Origin of the sequence: Streptococcus sp. AM28-20 (genome assembly GCF_003603595.1) — a bacterium.
GTDB classification, from domain to species: domain Bacteria; phylum Bacillota; class Bacilli; order Lactobacillales; family Streptococcaceae; genus Streptococcus; species Streptococcus ilei.
Map to the genome: position 1 here is coordinate 26998 of NZ_QTNK01000004.1, position 19478 is coordinate 46475.

A 19478-nucleotide genomic window follows, 5' to 3' on the forward strand; every position below is an offset into this window, starting at 1 on the left:
GTAAATTTCCTCATTCTGTTCCTTCACTGTACGGGCTAGACTGTTCTAGCTTTTGTACAATCTATTCCATTATACCATGAATTCTTCTGAATTTTATCAGTGAGAATGAAATTGTCTGAAAAAGAGCTCCCTTCTTGCAAACTGAAAATCAACGAAAACCTCTCTTCATCGATTTATCTGCCCCCCGACTCTCGCTACTCTCTTTTCACTTGTTCATAGGATTCCTTGCCATCATTGAGCTTGTCCCAGATGACGACTTTTCCTTCTTTGAGGGACTGTTGGACATCGATGATCCGCTGGTTAGAAGAGCCTCGGAACTGCAACATCAGGTTGCGCTTGCTCTTATCATAGCGACCATCCACCAGAATATCAATCAGAGAAAGTAGCTCCAGTTTGTCCGGTGTCTCCAGCATCATTTCTTCCCAGGTGTAACCGGTCCAAGACCAGATATCTTTGTCAGGGAGTTCTCTTTTCACCCGCTTGACCAAGGGCAGCAGGATGCCAGTGTTGAGAAAAGGTTCACCCCCAAGCAGGGTCAAGCCCTGAACATAGGGTTGGGCCAAATCCTCCATGATCTGCTCTTCCAACTCTTTGGTGTAGGGAATTCCTGCATTGAAAGACCAGGTGGCTACATTGTAACAGCCCTCGCAGTGAAACATGCATCCTGCCACATAAATGGAGTTGCGCACGCCTTCGCCATCGACAAAGTTAAAGGCCTTGTAATCGATAATCCGACCTTGACTCAGTTCCTCGCTTTTCCATTCGCCTGGTTTTGGTGTATTCCATGTCATCCTTCTACTCCACCTCTATCCAATAACGCTCCGTTCCATTTCGAACATCCTCCAACTGGCCACCGTTAGCTAAGATAACAGCTCGACTAGCCGGATTGTCAATACTGCAGGTCACCAGAGCAAGATGGATGTTCTTCTCCTTAGCTACTTGAAGACCTTGACGGAGAGCTTCCTTGGCATAGCCCTTGCCCTGTTCAGAGGGACGGATGGAATAACCAATATGCCCACCCTCCTCTAGGAGATAGTCACTCAGACGCAATCGGAGGTTGAGAAAGCCAACCGCTTGACCGTCTCTAGCAAAAGCGACTAACTGAACAGCAGGCACCCAACCATCAGGGATCCCTAGCCCCATTTCCATATCACGGTTGCTTTTCAACCAGTCTTCATAAACAAAAGCTTCAGCATCCCAAAATCCACCGTCATGGGCTGATTGGGTCTCTTCAAACTCTGTCATCATGTCTAATACAGTTTCTTTATCTGCTAGAGTTGGTCTGCGTAATTCCATCTTTACCTCCCCATACGAGAAAAGCGAGAGCGAACTCTCACTTTTATTTTTTCTTAGCTTTCTTTAAAAATTGCTCTCTCAGGCTGGCTACCCGGTCTTTTTTATTGATTCCGCCTGTCGAATGTTTTTCGTGGAATCGTTGTACCTGAGCCTTGCCCTTATCGTCTAATTGGTATTTTCCCATAATCTTCCTTTTCTAATCTTTCACTTGGTGTCCAGCTGATTTGATAGTAGACCCGTTCATGTGTTTAACCCGCGCAGCGATTTCCTTATGGCGGCCATTGACCATGGGGCGAGCTTGAGGATTTCCTAGATAGCCACAGGTCCGTTTGACGACATCCACTGTCTTGGGGTCACTATTGCCACAGTTTGGGCAAGTAAAACCACGTTCGGTTGGCGCGAAGTCCCCTTCGAAATCACACTTGTAGCAACGGTCGATTGGCGTATTGGTTCCGAGATAACCGACCCTGTCATAGGCATAATCCCAAACCGCTTCAAGGGCTTTTGGATTTTGTTGGAGAACTGGGTACTCACAATAGTGGATAAAGCCACCCGTCGCTCCAGCTTCTGGATAGACTTTTTCAAAGTCCAATTTCTCAAACGGGGTTGGGTTCTTGCGGACATCGTAGTGGAAACTATTGGTGTAATATTCCTTGTCTGTGATATCCGGAACCTTCCCAAATTTCTCCGTGTCCAAGCGACAGAAGCGGTCTGTCAAGCTTTCTGACGGTGTCGAATAGATGGAGAAGTGGTAGTCATACTGATCGGACCATTCTTCGACCCGTTTCTTCATATCCTTAATAATCTCGATTGTAAATTGTTTGGCTTCTGGATTTTCTTCCCAATTAGGCCCATAAAAGACCGTCGCCACTTCATACAATCCAATATAGCCGAGTGAAATCGTCGCTCTACGGTTGCGGAAAAGTTGGTCTACCTGGTCGTATTTGCCCAAGCGTTTCCCAAAAGCGCCATATTGATAAAGAATCGGTGCATTAGCTGGGGTTGCTTCCTTGGTCCGCTCTACCCGATAGACCAAAGCATCTTCCGCGATGTTCATCCGCTCATTAAAGATTTCCCAGAACTTTTCCTTGTCTCCGCCAGATTCCAAGGCAATCCGGGGCAAATTAACCGTCACAACTCCCAGATTCATCCGGCCAGAATTGACTTCGACACCATTTTCATCCTTCCACCCTTGAAGGAAAGAACGACAGCCCATGGGTACCTTGAAGGAGCCCGTCAATTCGACAATCTTATCATATGAGAGGACATCCGGATACATGCGTTTGGTTGCACATTCCAAGGCCAACTGTTTGATGTCATAATTGGGACTCCCCGGCTCTAAGTTGAGGCCTCTCTTCAAGGTGAAAATCAACTTCGGAAAAATAGCGGTCCGGTGTTCTGAACCGAGTCCCTTAATTCGAATTTCCAGAATGGCCTTTTGAATTTCCCGTTCGAAACGATTGGTTCCGAGACCGAAGCCTAGCGAGGTGAAGGGAGTTTGTCCATTGGAGGTAAAGAGGGTATTGATCTCGTATTCCAGCGATTGCATGGCATCATAGATATCTTTTTTCGTTTTTTGCCAAGCATAGTCCTCGCGTTTTTCAGGGAGAACCCACTCCTCAGCATCCTTCAAGTGCTTCTTATAATTCTTTTCTGCATAAGGGGCCAAAACTTCATCGATCCGGTCTGCCGAGCAACCACCATACTGGCTAGAGGCCACATTGGCAATAATTTGCGAGATTTGAGCCGTTGCAGTTTGGATGGATTTAGGACTTTCTACTTCTGCATTCCCAATCTTAAAGCCATTCTTTAACATACCTTCAAAATCGATCAAGCAACAGTTAGTCATTGGAGTATAAGGGCTATAATCCAAATCATGGTAGTGGATATCCCCTTTTTGGTGGGCATTGGCCACGTGCTTGGGTAACATTTTGAGACCAATAGATTTTCCGACAATCCCCGCAGTCAGATCACGCTGGGTGTTGAAAACATCGCTGTCCTTATTGGCGTTTTCATTCACCACTGCTTGGTCCTTATTGAGGAGTTTGCCGATGGTAAAATTGATATCCGTCGCTTTTGAGCGCTCAAAATCCCGCTGGGTCCGATAAGTAATATAGCTCTCAGCAATCGCATACTCATTGGCTTGTAATAACTCGTGCTCGACGACATTTTGAATCTCGTAAATTTTCACGCCACGAGGGAAGCGTTCCAAAACTTCAGCCACGATCCGGTCTGTTACGGTTTCTAATTTCGCTTCCAGGGCCGGAGTGAGGCCTGTCACTTCTTCTGTCGCCTTGACCAAAGCACGGTAAATTTTATCGACATCAAACTTGACCTTCCGCCCATCTCTCTTTTCCACAAAGAGTTGGGGGAGACTTTGGATATGCTCTTCTCGTAACGTTATCATACTCTCGCCCACTTTCTTTTTAATACAAATAGAATTCACCCCATATTATATCACTCAAAAATAAAAAATCAATATCTTGTGGCAAAAAATGTTATTTCATTTCAAAACCACAAGATATTGATAGTCTATTTATATCGGTACAAGGTGTACTGCGAACCCTTCTGGTTCACTTTTTCGTAATTTTTGGTTAGAACTTTTTGCAGAGCAGACGTTACATCTAGGTCTTTATTGACCACAATAAACTTCGGCTTAGCTTGCTTAATCTGATTGATTAGATTGGTTCGATTTTCCTTCGGCCCCATATAGGCAGTTGGGGTTAGGAGGGCTGAAGCTGCTAAACGGCCACTTTCTTGATAGAGATGAGCCGTCTGATCCCAAGCATAGATCGTATCTTTAGAATCGCTATGACTCTTGATATACTGAGCGATTGCACTTCGGTCACTAGCTAGATTGCTTTGGAGAACCAATTGATTCACAACTGGATAGCCCACTAAATAAGCCATTGCCAAAATCGGTAGGAAGGCTTGACTGGAGAAATAAAGGTCCCAGATAGAATTATTCTTCATCTTCCGGCGCTGGTAAGTAGACTCATCCCCGGCAAACCAAAGGGCTAACAAGGGGAGACCAAAAGGTAACAGGCTAAGGAACTGATAGGCCCCTTGCTCTGGTGTCCCAACCACAACTGCAACAACTAGCAGAAGACCGAACCAACTCATAAACCGAATCACACGTTGACCACTTGTCGACACTTTTCGGAAGGACATGACGAAAGCTGAAGCGAAACCAAGCGTCAACAGCAATAAACAGTAATAAACTAGGTTGGCAAATAGATGCCCGGCATCAAACTGGAGGGAGCGGAGACTATACAAGGTCTGATGGATCGCATACCCAAATGAGCCGTTCCACACAGTAATGTAGCCCAAGGGATAGAAAACAAGAGAGAATCCCAAGAGGGCAGCAAGGAATTGATAGAAGCCGTGGGCTAATTTCTTTTGCTTCACATGATAGGCTGTCAATCCGAGAAAAGCAAGCAGATAAAAAATCACACTCAGCCATGGCACAATCATAAAGGCCAAACAGGCTCCTGCACCATAGGCGACAAAGGATTCGTCCGTTTTCTCACCTTCTAGATAAGCAAGGATGAAATTCATAGAGCCAAACAAGAAGGGAAGGGCATAAAAGACAGCATAGTTCCCACCAAAGCCAAGCACTCCAGCAAGAAGGTAGAAGAGTAGCTGAACTTGTCCTGCAATTTTTTCACTTGCAACCAAGCTTCTGACCATCCGATACAGGCTCGTCCCAGCAAAAAAGTAGGCTAAAATCTGGAAGGCCACCAAGAGAACTTGACCTCCTACCAAACTTCCTAAACCACTGAGCCCATAGTAGAGCAAACCATTGACCCCAAAGAAATGACCATAAGGAACTTGACCTTGAGAAATCGCCCAACCGGCATATAAGTCCTGGGTTTGTTGGTTAGTCGCAACTAAGTTGATAAAAGGAAGAGCTACATGGACCATCCCAAGTAGGACACTTAAAGCAATTGGTAGTGACAAGGGAACTGGTCGCTTAATGGCATAGCGCCCCAAGGGCTTTTCATCTTCTTGGTTTTCTAACGACTCTTCTACATCCTCTTGGTCTCTTGACCTCGCTTCAAGCTTCTCTTTACGACTATGACCAGATCGTGATAAACGACTTAGAGTTTCGGTCGAAGCTTCTGTTTCGACCCCTTCTCCATTAACCTGGCTCTCTTCCTGGTTCTGATCTGATTCCACCGGTTGACTAGCAGTCAAAACTTCTTCTTCCCGGCTAATCGATTGCTCCAATACCTTTCGTAGCTCTTGAGTATCTTGAAAATTGGACCCGACACTTAAGCCAAGTTTATGCGATTCTTTTTCTTTTTCACTCATACCTTGTTTTTTCCTTTACTAGAATTGCAAGTGCTAAAGGGCACATGCATGCCCTACTAGTATATCAAAAATGGACCCGGCTGTCAGCTTTCTCCACAAAGAGAAAATAGATGACACACAAAAAGACAGACTATTTTTCACTTAAAATAGCTAGATAATTGTTCAAAAAAATGACTCCTATTACTTTGAGTCATCTAAGAATCTCTGAAACTTTCCGCCGTGAGAAAAATGCTTGAAACAGTGGCGTTTCAAGCATTCAGGAGTTTTGAATCTAAGGAAAGATTCTAGGAATTCTTTTTCTTCAATCTGAGACCGATACCTTCTCGGCATCCGTCTTTTCTTTTTAAAGTTGATTCAAGATAGTCTGAAAATCGTTTTTTACTTCTTCGATGGAAGTGGTCACTTCCTGACGAGTCTGGTTATTTTTGACGGTGATTTGGCCACTTTCAACCTCGCTACCACCTAAGGCAATGATAGTTTTTGCCCCAAAGACGTCAGCTGACTTGAACTGAGCCTTCAACTTACGTCCTAGGTAATCACGTTCTGCGATAAAGCCTTGACGACGAAGAGCCTGAACCAATTCCAAGCTGGCCACTTCTGCTTCTGAACCCAGGACAGCTACATAGACATCTAACGATGCCTCTACAGGAAGTTCAACTCCTTGTTTATCAAGAATCAACAACAGACGTTCAAGTCCCATCCCGAAACCAAATCCTGGAGTTGCAGGTCCACCAAAATATTCTACTAAGCCATCGTAACGACCTCCCGCACAAACGGTCAATTCATTTCCATCTACTTCTGTCACGAATTCGAAAATGGTGTGGTTGTAGTAGTCTAGGCCACGAACCATATTGGTATCGATGACATAGGCAATTCCTAAACCGTCTAGCATAGCCCGCACGGCATCAAAGTGTGCCTGGCTTTCTTCGTCCAAGTAGTCTAGGATAGATGGAGCATTCTCAACCGCTTGTTTATCTTCTTTTTCTTTCGAATCCAAAACGCGGAGCGGATTTTCCTCTAAACGGCGTTGGCTATCCTTTGAAAGTTGGTCCTTCATCGGAAGGAGGTAGTCGATCAAAGCTTGACGATAAGCCGTCCGACTGGCTGTGCTACCAAGGGTATTCAAGTGGAGGACGACATTTTCAATGCCAATCTCTTTAAAGAATTGGTCAGCCATGGCAATCGTCTCGACATCCGTTGCAGGATTGCTAGATCCAAAACACTCTACTCCAATCTGGTGGAATTGACGCAAACGGCCAGCTTGAGGGCGCTCATAGCGGAACATGGGACCGATATAATAGACCTTGCTTGGCTTTTGAACCTCTGGTGCAAATAGTTTATTTTCAACATAGGAGCGGACCACCGGTGCTGTCCCTTCTGGACGCAAAGTAATGTGACGATCTCCCTTATCATAGAAGTCGTACATCTCCTTGGTCACGATATCCGTTGTATCCCCAACAGAACGACTAATTACCTCGTAATGCTCAAATATCGGTGTGCGGATCTCAGCATAATTGTATTTTTTAAAGGTTTCGCGAGCAAATCCTTCTACATATTGCCACTTAGCGGACTCCTGTGGCAGGATATCTTGGGTTCCTTTTGGTTTTTGTAATTTCATAGACACCACTCCTTTGCTTGCTTTGTACTATTTATTCTATCATAATTTCTAGTTCGTGACAGTGCTCAAGCGATAAAATCATCCCACAAGCCCATTAGGAACAGAAAAAGCTAGCTTCTCCAGGCCCCAAAAAAAGAGCCCGCATCAAATGCAAGGCTCTATTTCTTTCGTTGCTTTACTTGCAACTATCTTATAAGATATTTTCATATTGTTCGCGAACTTCCTGTGGCCAGACACTGGTTTGGACTTCTCCGATATGTTTCTTACGAAGCAAGAACATAGCCATCCGCGATTGACCGATCCCGCCTCCGATAGTTAGTGGAAACAGGCCATTCAAAAGCGCACGATGCCATTCCAGTTCCAAACGATCTTGATCTCCTGTAATAGCAACCTGGCGTTTGAGGGTGTCCTCATCAACCCGGATCCCCATAGAAGACAATTCGAAAGCCGCACCAAGGTTATCATTCCAAACAAGGATATCCCCATTTAAGCCCTTGTAGCCATTTTCGGTCTCCGTTGTCCAGTCGTCATAGTCCGGCGCCCGTCCATCGTGTGGTTTGCCATCTGACAAGACGCCACCAATCCCAATCAAAAAGACTGCTCCATATTCTTTTGTGATGGCATTTTCCCGTTCTTTTGGTGTCAGTTCAGGGTAACGCTCTACCAACTCTTCTGTATGGATAAAGGTGATTTGTTTAGGTAAGATAGACTCAATATCATAGCGAGCTTCAACAGCCAACTCCGTCAAACGAATGGCCTTGTAGATCTTTTCAACTGTTTCTTTCAAGTAAGCGAGGTTGCGGTTGCCATTTGGAATAACCTTCTCCCAGTCCCATTGGTCGACATAAACTGAGTGGGTCGCATCCAAGGAATCTTCATCCGGACGAAGGGCCTTCATATGGACAAAGAGACCTTCCCCTTCCCCGAAGCCAAATCGCGCTAAGGTATGGCGTTTCCATTTCGCAAGGGAATGAACCACTTCATAGGTCTCGTTGGGAATTTGCAAGACCTTTACAGAGACAGGGTTTTCCACTCCAGATAGGTTATCCTGCATCCCGTCTCCCACCTTACTCAAGATAGGTCCTTGGACTTCGACAACTTCTAGCTTGTCTTTCAAATACTGGGTAAACGTAGTTTTTACGAATGAAATTTCTTCTTGCTGGTGAATAAAACTCTTCTTCATAGAGACTCCCTTTAAATAGTTTGATTTTGATTATACCCTTTTTTAGAGAAAAATCAATAGTTACCGCTTCGAAAAGAGCTGTTTGAAAGCCGTTCTAAAGATTGTCTCATTTCAGCTAATTAACCCATCTATTTTATACTCATTTTTATTTTAACAATCAAAGTTATACTGTTGAAATAAGGTGCTTTTTGTGCTACAATTTACCTAAGAAGACAATCTTGTGATTTTTTTAACAAAGGGAGGATTTTATTCTTAATAACTTCGTAACGAACAACCTAGTAACCTGTCGCAACACCGTGTAGTTTAATATCGACTCCATCTTTTGGAAACCTACTGATAGTCTTATTTGAACTAAGAGTAGGATTGTTTATTAAACACCCATTTTATGAAAAAGGAAGAAAATTATGGATAAAAAGAAATTTTGGATTTTCCCATTCGTTCTTTGTCTACTAGCCACCCTATTCACTTTAGGTTTGAATAAATCATCTGCTGAAACACCAACTGTCTCGATAACAGGAAAATTTGCGGACACGATTACCAGTGTCAACGTCACCAATAACGAGGGCGGAGATCTCACTTGGGAGTTAGAACAATGGGCAACTTTCCGAATTAATGCCACCTACGATTTGGCCGGAAAAAATGTCAAGGCAGGGGATACTACGGTCGTGACGGTTCCAGATGCTTTAATGATTACTTCGGATAACTTCGAGATTCGAGATGTGAATACCAACGAGATCATTGCTCATGCAACCGTAGATGCTGCAAAAAAATCGATTTCCCTCACCTACACAGACTATGTTGAAAAACACTCTGACACAAACGGCTCCTTCTTCTTCTATGCACGGATTGATTTCAAGAAGCACCCTGAAAAAGGAGAAATCCCGATTGAAATCACCATTAACAACGAACTAAAAATCGGCGGAAAGGTGACCTTCAAAGGAGTTGGAGACGGGAATCCCAAAGTCTTGACAAAGACGAGCTGGGTCAATTCCGAAGATCACAAAACGGTATCTTATACCATTTCTGTCAACCGAACCAAAGAAAATATTAATAGCGTTACCATCGAAGACCATATGAAATTTACTAACGCTTCTTATGTACCAGGTAGCATCAAGGTGCTGAAAGGGACCTTTGCCTTTGTTGAAGGTGAATGGCAATTTAGCAACCGAACAGATGTCACTGACCAACACAAGGTGACTATTAGCGAAGACGGTCAATCCTTTGTAGTTGACTTAGGCGACATCACTGAAAACGACCAATACCGTATTGCTTATGATGTTAAGCTCAACTACGAGCCTGTAGATGGCGAACTCCTAAAAAACGATGCAATCCTAAAAGGTAAAAATACAGAGGTAAAACAAGTAACCAATGCTGCAGCTGTACAAATTGCTGGTGGCTCTGGTGTCGGTTATGTATTTACCATCAATATCCACAAAGTAGACGATGCCAACCAACCTCTTCAAGGTGCCAAATTCAAGGTCGTACGTCAAGCGAACAACCAAGTCATCGGTGAGTATGTAACCGACGAAAACGGGAACATTACTGTCAGTGCTTTGCTAAAAGATAAGTATATCTTAACTGAAACAGAAGCACCCGCAGGCTACACCATCAAATCTGCAGATACAGAAGTCAATACTGAAGATTTCGGAGCCGATCACTCAGTAACTAAGACGATCGTCAATCCGAAGGAAGAAACAACCACTACAACAACAACGACAACCACTACAACAACTTCGGCTACCACAACAACCGAAGAGCCGACTACAACTTCAACTACGACTACAACTGAAGAACCGACTACAACTTCAACTACGACCACAACCAAAGAAGCTACAACCACTACAACAACGACAAGCGAAGAACCGACTACAACTTCAACGACTACTCCTACTCCAACACCAACTCCGTCATCTTCAACAACTGAAGGTACCGGCGATGGCAAAGGTAAAGGTCGTAAGAAAGTTCTCCCAAGTACAGGTGACGTCGCAGCTACTGGATTCATTGTCCTAGGAGCAGTTGTTCTATCAGGTGCTATCTTATTGAAACGTAAACTTTCAAATCAATAAACCTGACTAAATCGCAACCTCTAGCTAATGGCTAGAGGTTTTCTTGTCTAGCTTAATTTGACAAATGATTAAATCTTAAATTAAAGTTTTCATACACATCTTTTTACATTACTCAACTTTCCGGAAAACACTAATTTTTCGGAAAGCTTATAGTATATTCTTTACACTTAGCTACTATATTCTAATTTCAGACAGAATAGTATCTTTCTGGATAGTTGACTCAGTTTTCTTCCATTATATACTATTATTGAAGGAAAACCATTGATAAATTATAATTGTAAATAAAATATTTAAAGCAATTCCCCTATTTCGCTTAAACTTATTCAAGTTTTATGAAATTAATCAGTAAATATCGTTCTGAAAAGACTTGGTATTACGCTATTTTTAGTCCAACTGAAACTCATACTTTCCAAACCAGGTCTTAAGAAAGCTCGTAAAGCATCACAATTATCAAAACGTTAATCAACACGCTTATATCAACGTTTACAGACATTTAAGAAATTTCTCTTGGATGTCTTTTTTTGTCTAGCTAAATTTTACAAATTGGGCAATTTAGGTTACTCAATAATATAAAAAAGATAAAAATTTAAAGTTCGAATTTTAATTTTAAAAAAAGTAATTATTATTGAATATCTGTTCAAACATTTTTTCTTTTCTAAGGTTAATATAAGTATATATACTTTAAAAAAGGAAGTCAAACATCTTGCTCATAGATTTTTGCATTTTTAAAAAATACATTTTGTCATATAATAATGTGGAAAATTGACGGATTCCTTACATAATCATATAATATGAATATGTAAACCCTTACATACTATTCTACTTATACTTGATAAAATGCAAGTTCTTGAGGATCTATAAATATATAGACACTCTTCTATTTATAAAGTGAAATAAAGAATCACGGAGAAAGTTTATGGATATTAAAGAGACATTCAACCAGCTAGACAATACAAAATTTAATGATTTCAATAATCGCCTTGAAGGTTTTGAGAAACTTTTTAAAGACAAATATTATTTTACCCATCCCGAAGATTTTAGCTCAATCTTTAGCATTTTGGTAAAGTATGGAAAAAGTACAAGTAAATATATTTTATCGAAAGGAGAGATATATGAGTGAAATAGTTATTAATGCTCAGAATTTATCTAAAAATTTTTATAATTTTGATTCAAGACTCCCATTTATCAAGAGATTTTTGAAACGTAATCAAATAACGATTCGAGCTGTTCAAGATATTAGTTTTACGATTAAGAGAGGGAGTATAGTTGGCTTTATTGGGAGTAATGGAGCTGGTAAATCCACAACGATTAAAATGTTGACTGGGACTCTTTATCCTAGTTCCGGAAAATTAGAAGTGAATGGAGAAATTCCATTTAAAAGAAGTATAAATTTTAGAAAAAAAATTTCAATAGTAGTAGGAAATAAATTACAGTTATTTCAAGATGTTTCGGCTATGGATTATTTTCAATTGATTGGTACTTTATATGAGGTAGAACCGGCGATTTTACAAGAACGAATTCAGGAATTAAGCAATTTGTTGAATGTAAAAGATCAGCTTTACCAGCAGGTCCGGACCCTCTCTCTTGGACAAAAAATGAAAATGGAGTTTATCGCGGCATCTTTAACAAGTCCGGAAATATTATTTTTAGACGAGCCTACTATAGGGTTAGATATACAGTCTAAAAAAGATATCAGAACATTTTTAAAGAAAATGAATGAAGAATGTCATACTACTATTATTTTAACGAGTCATGATATGGATGATATTTCGTCTGTTTGTGACGAATTAATCGTCATTGACAAAGGAAAAATTATTTTGCAGGAGTCAATGGATGTTATTTTATCTAAATTTTCTGATTTTAAATATTTAAAGATAAAAATGACATTAGATTTGGTACCAGAGTTATGCTCTGTTAAAGGAGTAGTAGTCATTTCTCAAACAAAATCGGAATGTATACTAAAAATACCTAGAGATTTTGTCTTTGAGACATTAGAATCAATCAATAAGCTTGTAGATATAGAAGATTTTGAAATATCAAATCTTTCTTTAGAAGAAATTATTTTACAAAACTATTTTACAAAAAAGGAGCACAATTGAAAAAAGAAATGTCTATTATTCTGATATCATTTCGATCTATTTTGAACTATAAATCAAGTGTACTATTGTTAATGTTACAGGCAAGTATACAAATTATGATATCAGTATTTTTATGGACGTATATATATCAGAGTAACCAGATAAATATAGCAGGATATGATTTTACCTCAATGGTTCAATACTATTTGGGGACTATAATTTTTTCATATTTTGTTTTTTATCCAGTTGATTGGGAAATCAATGACGATGTTCATTCAGGAAATTTTTTTAGCATATTAATAAAACCTGTTACTTTTTATAAGTATTATTTTTGTAAAATGCTTGGAGATAGGCTTGCTCATTTATTATTTATCATCATTCCTGTCATTTTATTCTCCAGTGTTTATTACAAGAATGAGTTATTAACCATTGAAATTCTTATTTTAGGAAGTATTGCAATTATTCTATCTATGGTTCTATGGTTTTTAATATCATGTTGTGTAGGTATGCTTTCTTTTTGGTTAGAAAATATATTTTTTGTCCTTACTGTTAAAGAAATAGTAATTCAGTTTTTATCAGGAATATTATTGCCTTTAAGTTTTTTTTCAAATAATTTTCGTCTGTTTTTAGATGTATTACCTTTTAAATACTTAGTATATGAACCGCTTCAGATGTTTAGTAATGATACATATAAATTAATAGACTATTTGAGAATTATTTGTATTCAATTGATTTGGTGCATCATTTTTTATATTATATCAAGATTCATATTGAGAAAAGGAGTGGAGCACTTCTCAAATGTGGGAGGATAAAATGTTTAGAATAAAAGTAATTTTTAGGCTACTTCATTTTGGTTTTAAATCTGATATGAATTTTCATTTTGACTTCTTTTGTGGTCTATTTTCGTCGATACTGTGGATTGGTTTACCTATTGTATTTTTTAGATTGATTTTCTTAAACATAGACTCTTTTAATGGTTGGGACTATTATCAAATTTTATTTTTGGTAGGTTCCTACACTATTGTAGATGGAGTTATGATGGGATTGTTAATTAGAAGTATGGGAATTTTAGAATCAGATATTTTGAGTGGTAACTTGGATCAAATTTTATTGAGGCCGTTTGATACTCAGTTGTTCTATATTTTTAGATCATTTAATTTAGTTCAATTCGTGAATACTTTTTTTGGTCTTGCGATCATTTTTATAAGTTATGGAAATTTAAATGTACATTTAAATTCATTAAAAATATTATTTTATATCCTTTCTTTAATGTGTGGTTGTATTATATATTATTCAATTTGGTTTCTAATAACGATTAGTTCATTTTGGTTCCCAACTAAATTTTCAAAAGTAGATGTATTTTTGAATTATATTGGAATTTCTAAGTATCCATATAATATTTTTACAGGTATTAACAGATTGATCACTATGTTATTTGTTCCCAATTTATTAATTGCCAATCCTGCAGTATTAATATTTTTAGGGAAAGATACATTGAACCTATTTTTCTATCAAATAGTTTTTACAGTTTTTTTGATTATTATCAGTCGTACAATTTTTAGAAAAGGATTGAAAAAATATGAAAGTGCAGGAAGATAAACAATGTTGTTCAGTTATATGTTTGACTAAAGGAAGTGATTCGCTGTACTTTGTTTTGTGGTCATTGAAACATCAGATAATTATAAACTATAATTTAAAGAATAGTATTATTAACTTATAGGTGCTAAGAAAAAATTTAAAGAAATTCCCTCATTCAATCAAACTTATTCATATTTTTTAAAATAAGAAAATAGTTGGATTTTGATGATGGTTGATATAAAGCTAAACTGAAAGTACCTGAAATCCAACTGTGTCAAACCAGGTCATACGATCTGTGAGAAAAATAACACATAACAAAAAGAGGAGCTTCACAATAAAGTTCCTCTTCTTTTATATATCCGAATCATTATTCTTATTTCAAAAAAGGTAGTGAAAAAGGTAGTGATTCGGTTGATTTATATTGCAATGTAGTGAAATTTAGAATTTCAAGAATCGCTTAAAATCAAGGTTTCTAACATCTATTGACGTGTAGTGAACCCCTATTTCACCTCAGTAAACACAACGTGTTTGCGAAGTTTTGGTGAGTATTTCTTCAATTGAAGACGGTCTGGAGTGTTACGTTTGTTTTTAGAAGTAAGGTACAAGCGTTCACCAGATTCTTTGTGTTCAAGTGTAATATTTACGCGCATGGTATCTCCCTTCTATTATTCAGCTGATGCAGCTTTAGCGATCTTACGTCCTTTGTAGTATCCTTTAAGTGATACACGGTGAGAACGTGAGTAATCTCCAGTTGCTTCGTCAAAGTTTACAGATGGAGCTGTTACTTTGTAGTGCGTACGACGTTTGTTTTTCTTCGCTTTTGATGTGCGACGTGCAGGTACTGCCATTTCGTTTTTCTCCTTTTAAGATATAAATTCAATTAGGTTTGATTTTCATCAACTTTAACAGTATAACAAAACTTTTTTGTAAAGTAAAGTTACTTGACAACTTTTTTCAAATAATTTCTTTCATCCTGCTGTTCTCCATCCTCACTCTGTTAAATTGTCTGAAAATTCAAGAATTTTCTTCTATCGTTGGACTGTAAATTGTGCTATAATAATAAAAAAATACGTGAGAGGGAATCAGATGACAGAATTAGATACTCGCCATCGCAGTAGCGTCTACGATAGCATGGTTAAATCTCCTAACCGGGCTATGCTTCGGGCAACTGGGATGACCGATGAAAACTTTGAAAAACCAATCGTAGGGGTCATCTCTACTTGGGCAGAAAATACACCGTGTAACATGCACCTGCATGATTTTGGGAAATTGGCCAAAGAAGGTGTGAAAGATGCGGGAGCTTGGCCAGTCCAATTCGGAACCATTACTGTTGCGGATGGGATCGCTATGGGAACGCCTGGGATGCGCTTCTCCTTGACTTCTCGTGATATCATTGCGGACTCTATCGAAGCTGCTATGGGAGGTCACAACGTGGATGCCTTTGTAGCCATCGGTGGCTGTGATAAGAACATGCCTGGTTCGATGATTGCCATTGCCAATATGGATATCCCTGCGATCTTTGCTTATGGTGGGACCATTGCCCCAGGTAATCTGAACGGCAAGGATATCGACCTAGTTTCTGTTTTCGAAGGGATCGGGAAATGGAACCATGGTGACATGACGGCTGAAGAAGTGAAGCAACTGGAATGTAACGCCTGCCCTGGCCCTGGTGGTTGTGGTGGAATGTACACTGCCAACACCATGGCGACAGCGATTGAGGTCCTTGGGATAAGCTTGCCAGGTTCATCTTCCCACCCTGCTGAATCAGCTGACAAAAAGGCCGATATCGAAGAAGCAGGTCGTGCAGTTGTCAAGATGCTTGAAATGGGCCTCAAACCATCTGACATCTTGACCCGTGAAGCCTTTGAAGATGCCATTACGGTGACTATGGCCCTTGGTGGTTCAACCAATGCGACCCTTCACTTGCTTGCGATCGCTCACGCGGCCAATGTGGACTTGACGCTTGAAGACTTCAACGATTTCCAAGAGCGCGTGCCTCACTTGGCAGACTTGAAACCTTCTGGACAATATGTTTTCCAAGACCTTTACAATGTTGGTGGTGTGCCAGCCGTCATGAAATACCTTCTGAAGAATGGTTTCCTTCACGGGGATCGTATCACATGTACTGGTAAGACTGTTGCAGAAAACTTGGAAGCTTTCGCTGATTTGACACCAGGTCAAAAAGTCATCATGCCACTTGAAAATCCAAAACGTGCGGATGGTCCATTGATCATCCTGAAAGGGAACTTGGCTCCAGAAGGGGCGGTTGCCAAAGTATCAGGTGTGAAAGTGCGTAACATCACCGGTCCTGCTAAGGTCTTTGACTCCGAAGAAGCTGCCATTGAAGCTGTTCTTTCGGACGAAATCGTGGATGGCGATGTTGTTGTCGTTCGTTTCGTAGGTCCGAAGGGTGGTCCTGGTATGCCTGAAATGCTGTCCTTGTCATCCATGATTGTTGGGAAAGGCCAAGGAGACAAGGTGGCTCTCTTGACAGACGGACGCTTCTCTGGTGGTACTTATGGTCTCGTTGTCGGACACATTGCACCTGAAGCCCAGGTCGGTGGTCCAATCGCCTACCTCCACACTGGTGATTTGGTAACAGTTGACCAAGATACTAAAGAAATCACCATGCACGTCTCAGACGAAGAGTTGGCGAAACGGAAGGCTGAAACTACCTTGCCACCACTATATAGCCGTGGGGTTCTTGGAAAATATGCCCACACGGTATCCTCTGCTTCACGCGGTGCCGTAACCGACTTCTGGAATATGGAACAGTCTGGTAAACAATAAGATATGAAAAAACTCACTTTACGAATTTGTAAAGTGAGTTTTATTGATTTATCGCGGTGGAAGGCCAAGTGCAATACGTCCATAACGGCTGATCCGGGTAATTTTCCAAGCTGGCGACCAGGTTACTTCTACTTTGACGTCTTCAATACCGTCAATTTCTTTTAGGCGAGCGACGATTTCGATAGGCAAACTTTCCGCACAGTCACAAGCGGTATCGGTAAAGGTCATGACTACCTTGCAAGTCCCTTCCTCATCCAGATCCAACTCATAAATCAAACCAAGGTTGTAGACGTCCAATTCAACATCGGTATCAAACACAAGCTCTAACTTTTCAATCAATTGTTTCTCCAGTGCTAGGGCACGGTCGTTAATCTTGATATCCTCTCTCATCTCGCTATCCTTTCCCTCCTTTGATGAAGACTATTTTCTCACAATTCTGACAATAATGCAAGTTAACCTAGAATGAGATCGAATGACAGCTACAAATCAAACCATCCGTCTTAAGACTGATTTTAAATTACAGGAAGGTATCTTAAGCTTTCTTTAAGTTTTCCGATTTATACTAATACCATCAAATGAAGACCTCCTAACTTTGTTTGATAGAAAATCCTAAACTTTTTCATAATAATCTCCCATAAAGGCCACCAAATCAGGTGGCTTTTTTTATGGGAGTGAGACAGAACAATTTTTTAAAATTGTTCGTTGTCTCACCCCCCGCACAGTTGATTAGGTAATCTTTGGAGCTATAAGAGCGAACAAAGATACCAATCAACCACTGCGTTATGTAATTATTACCAAACCTATTTCCTTAAACCAATCCTAACAAGGACGTAGATGAGCTTAGGTACATTGATGCAGTTCGAACGACAGAGAGAACTACGTTCCTTATCTTTACGAGCATCCGTGAGTTTAGGTACGTTGACGCAGTTTGAACGCTAGTGAGAACTACGATCCTTAGAAATTTGAATGAGGTGAACTCAAAGAGTTCAACCGAATTTAGAGATATGGATGCAATTTGAGCGGAGCGAAAACTACGTTCCTATAAATATATATGCGAAGAAAGTTTGAAAACCTTCAAAATATTTTTTTCAGCTCTATCTTTCTATTGTTTACTATATTTATAGGCAAAACAGCTATTTTACAAGCTTTATTCATCGATAATCCTTTTGCCTCCTCCAAGTTCTTGTGCTATAATGATACGGATACTGTTCATTTTCAAGCAAGGAGGTACACTATGAAACAAAACCATTCACGTTTTCTCATTCCAGGAATTTTATTACTAGGAGTGGTCTTACGGGCCCCATTTACGACCCTCTCCACTGTCTTATCAGATATTGCTGCTAGCTTTGGTGTTGAGGTGAGTTCTCTCGGCCTCTTGACAAGTCTACCCCTCCTAACATTCGCTATTTTCTCTCCTTTTGCTACTAGCTGGGCGAGACGCTTTGGGATTGAGCGACTCTTTCTTGGAGTTTTGATCCTGATGACGATTGGATCTGCTCTACGCACCATCAATCTGCCTCTCCTCTATGTGGGAACTCTTTTGATTGGTGCTGCTATTGCCTTTATCAATGTCCTTCTACCAAGCTTGATCCAAGCTAATGAACCAAAACGTCTTGGCTTCTTAACAACCCTCTATATCACTGCAATGGGCTTGTCTACTGCGGTAGCTTCTTCTGTCGCTGTTCCTATTACTCAAGCTACCTCTTGGCAAGGCTTGGTCTGGGTGCTGACAGTTGTCTGTGCGGTCGCTCTTGTGATCTGGCTCCCTAATGCTCGCCACAATCATTATTTGAAAAAAAGCTCTTCTTCTCATGAAAATAAGACTAGCTGGTATAAGAATGGCAAAGTTTGGGCCATCATGCTTTTCTGTGGTCTCCAGTCTCTCTTATTCTATACCACGATGACCTGGCTTCCTACTATGGCAACCCAAGCTGGTATCAGTCAAGCCAATGCCGGAATTTTAGCATCTGTATTCACCCTGATGAGTCTTCCTTTCTCTATGACCATTCCAAGTCTTACCACCAGCCTTACTGAACGAAATCGACGTATCATGCTGATAACGACTGTTTTAGCTGGTTTTACTGGAATTGCCATGCTGTTAATAAAGACAAACAACTTCATTTACTGGTTGATTCTGAATATCTTGATTGGAAGTTTTACGAGTATCTTATTCCCTTACCTCATGGTCACCTTCTCCATGAAGTCTAGCTCTCCTGAGAAAACGGCTCAACTCTCTGGGCTAGCTCAAACAGGAGGATATATCTTTGCTGCACTTGGACCTATCTTATTTGGGTCAAGCCAACAAATCTTCCATTCTTGGACACCCGGAGTTTTACTTCTTCTGGTTGTTGTTTTATTCATGAGTATTGCTCTCTATCAAGTAGAGAAATCTGATGTTATCCTTTAATCCAATAAACCCCATTGATCAAATGGGGTTTATTTTTTATACAAAAAAAGAGAGTGGGACAGAAATCGGTCATTCGTTAGAATTCGATTTCGTCGTCCCACCTCCGCACAGTTGAGTAGGGCTATAAAAGCTGATGAAATCAGCGTAG

At 40.3% G+C, this 19478-nt stretch carries 17 protein-coding genes; 7 read left to right on the top strand and 10 right to left on the bottom strand.

The genetic code is table 11. The annotated features are described in order from the left end of the window. Positions 1–194 precede the first annotated feature (194 nt). The 7 genes from nrdG to asnA all read right to left on the bottom strand — a co-directional run bounded on the left by nrdG (position 195) and on the right by asnA (position 8411). Positions 195–791 carry an anaerobic ribonucleoside-triphosphate reductase activating protein gene (gene nrdG / locus DW738_RS09305; RefSeq protein WP_023024974.1) on the bottom strand — a complete coding sequence of 199 codons (597 nt, stop codon included), beginning with the start codon at positions 789–791 and terminating at the stop codon, positions 195–197. Positions 792–795: 4 nt separating this feature from the next. Beyond that, positions 796–1296, bottom strand: a complete 501-nt coding sequence (locus DW738_RS09310) for a GNAT family N-acetyltransferase (protein ID WP_023024972.1) — start codon at positions 1294–1296, stop codon at positions 796–798. Positions 1297–1339: 43 nt separating this feature from the next. Further along, positions 1340–1480, bottom strand: a complete 141-nt coding sequence (locus DW738_RS09315) for a hypothetical protein (protein WP_006595204.1) — start codon at positions 1478–1480, stop codon at positions 1340–1342. A gap of 12 nt (positions 1481–1492) precedes the next feature. Beyond that, a complete protein-coding gene (nrdD, locus tag DW738_RS09320) occupies positions 1493–3703 on the bottom strand; it encodes an anaerobic ribonucleoside-triphosphate reductase (RefSeq protein ID WP_023024970.1) in 2211 nt (736 codons plus the stop codon). A 125-nt stretch (positions 3704–3828) separates the two neighbouring features. Further along, positions 3829–5610: a heme transporter CcmD gene (locus tag DW738_RS09325; RefSeq protein WP_023024968.1), complete on the bottom strand. Its 1782-nt coding sequence runs from the start codon at positions 5608–5610 to the stop codon at positions 3829–3831. Between the two features lie 343 nt (positions 5611–5953). After that, positions 5954–7228, bottom strand: coding sequence for a histidine--tRNA ligase (gene hisS, locus DW738_RS09330; RefSeq protein ID WP_023024966.1), 1275 nt, complete (start codon positions 7226–7228; stop codon positions 5954–5956). A gap of 190 nt (positions 7229–7418) precedes the next feature. Further along, a complete protein-coding gene (gene asnA / locus DW738_RS09335; RefSeq protein WP_023024964.1) occupies positions 7419–8411 on the bottom strand; it encodes an aspartate--ammonia ligase in 993 nt (330 codons plus the stop codon). A gap of 404 nt (positions 8412–8815) precedes the next feature. Between asnA and DW738_RS09340 the strand changes: the two genes are divergently transcribed. From DW738_RS09340 to DW738_RS09365, 5 genes are all read left to right on the top strand, one after another. Then, positions 8816–10477 (top strand): LPXTG cell wall anchor domain-containing protein, encoded by a 1662-nt coding sequence (locus DW738_RS09340; protein ID WP_165852138.1) that lies wholly within the window; start codon positions 8816–8818, stop codon positions 10475–10477. A 916-nt stretch (positions 10478–11393) separates the two neighbouring features. Continuing rightward, positions 11394–11597 carry a hypothetical protein gene (locus DW738_RS09350; protein ID WP_003010127.1) on the top strand — a complete coding sequence of 68 codons (204 nt, stop codon included), beginning with the start codon at positions 11394–11396 and terminating at the stop codon, positions 11595–11597. Further along, entirely contained in the window at positions 11590–12576 is a 987-nt protein-coding gene (locus DW738_RS09355; RefSeq protein WP_003010129.1) for an ATP-binding cassette domain-containing protein, read from the top strand. Before DW738_RS09350 ends, DW738_RS09355 begins: the two co-directional genes overlap by 8 nt. Beyond that, positions 12573–13367, top strand: coding sequence for an ABC-2 family transporter protein (locus DW738_RS09360; RefSeq protein WP_003013825.1), 795 nt, complete (start codon positions 12573–12575; stop codon positions 13365–13367). The genes DW738_RS09355 and DW738_RS09360 overlap by 4 nt, the downstream gene beginning before the upstream one ends. A gap of 1 nt (position 13368) precedes the next feature. Next, complete coding sequence (locus DW738_RS09365; RefSeq protein ID WP_003013947.1) at positions 13369–14154, top strand: ABC-2 family transporter protein; 786 nt, start codon at positions 13369–13371, stop codon at positions 14152–14154. Positions 14155–14633: 479 nt separating this feature from the next. On the opposite strand, the gene rpmG is transcribed toward DW738_RS09365, so the two are convergent. Both rpmG and rpmF read right to left on the bottom strand, forming a co-directional pair. Beyond that, positions 14634–14783 (bottom strand): 50S ribosomal protein L33, encoded by a 150-nt coding sequence (gene rpmG, locus DW738_RS09370; protein ID WP_001265622.1) that lies wholly within the window; start codon positions 14781–14783, stop codon positions 14634–14636. Positions 14784–14798: 15 nt separating this feature from the next. Continuing rightward, a complete protein-coding gene (gene rpmF, locus DW738_RS09375) occupies positions 14799–14981 on the bottom strand; it encodes a 50S ribosomal protein L32 (RefSeq protein ID WP_003009516.1) in 183 nt (60 codons plus the stop codon). Between the two features lie 238 nt (positions 14982–15219). On the opposite strand from rpmF, the gene ilvD reads away from it, so the two are divergent. Next, positions 15220–16923 (top strand): dihydroxy-acid dehydratase, encoded by a 1704-nt coding sequence (gene ilvD / locus DW738_RS09380; RefSeq protein WP_023024956.1) that lies wholly within the window; start codon positions 15220–15222, stop codon positions 16921–16923. A 48-nt stretch (positions 16924–16971) separates the two neighbouring features. Here the strand turns inward: ilvD and DW738_RS09385 are convergent, their stop codons facing one another. Beyond that, positions 16972–17313 (bottom strand): metal-sulfur cluster assembly factor, encoded by a 342-nt coding sequence (locus DW738_RS09385; protein ID WP_006595245.1) that lies wholly within the window; start codon positions 17311–17313, stop codon positions 16972–16974. A gap of 844 nt (positions 17314–18157) precedes the next feature. Here DW738_RS09385 and DW738_RS09390 point away from each other — a divergent pair. Continuing rightward, positions 18158–19330 (top strand): MFS transporter, encoded by a 1173-nt coding sequence (locus DW738_RS09390; protein ID WP_023024955.1) that lies wholly within the window; start codon positions 18158–18160, stop codon positions 19328–19330. Positions 19331–19478: the final 148 nt, after the last annotated feature.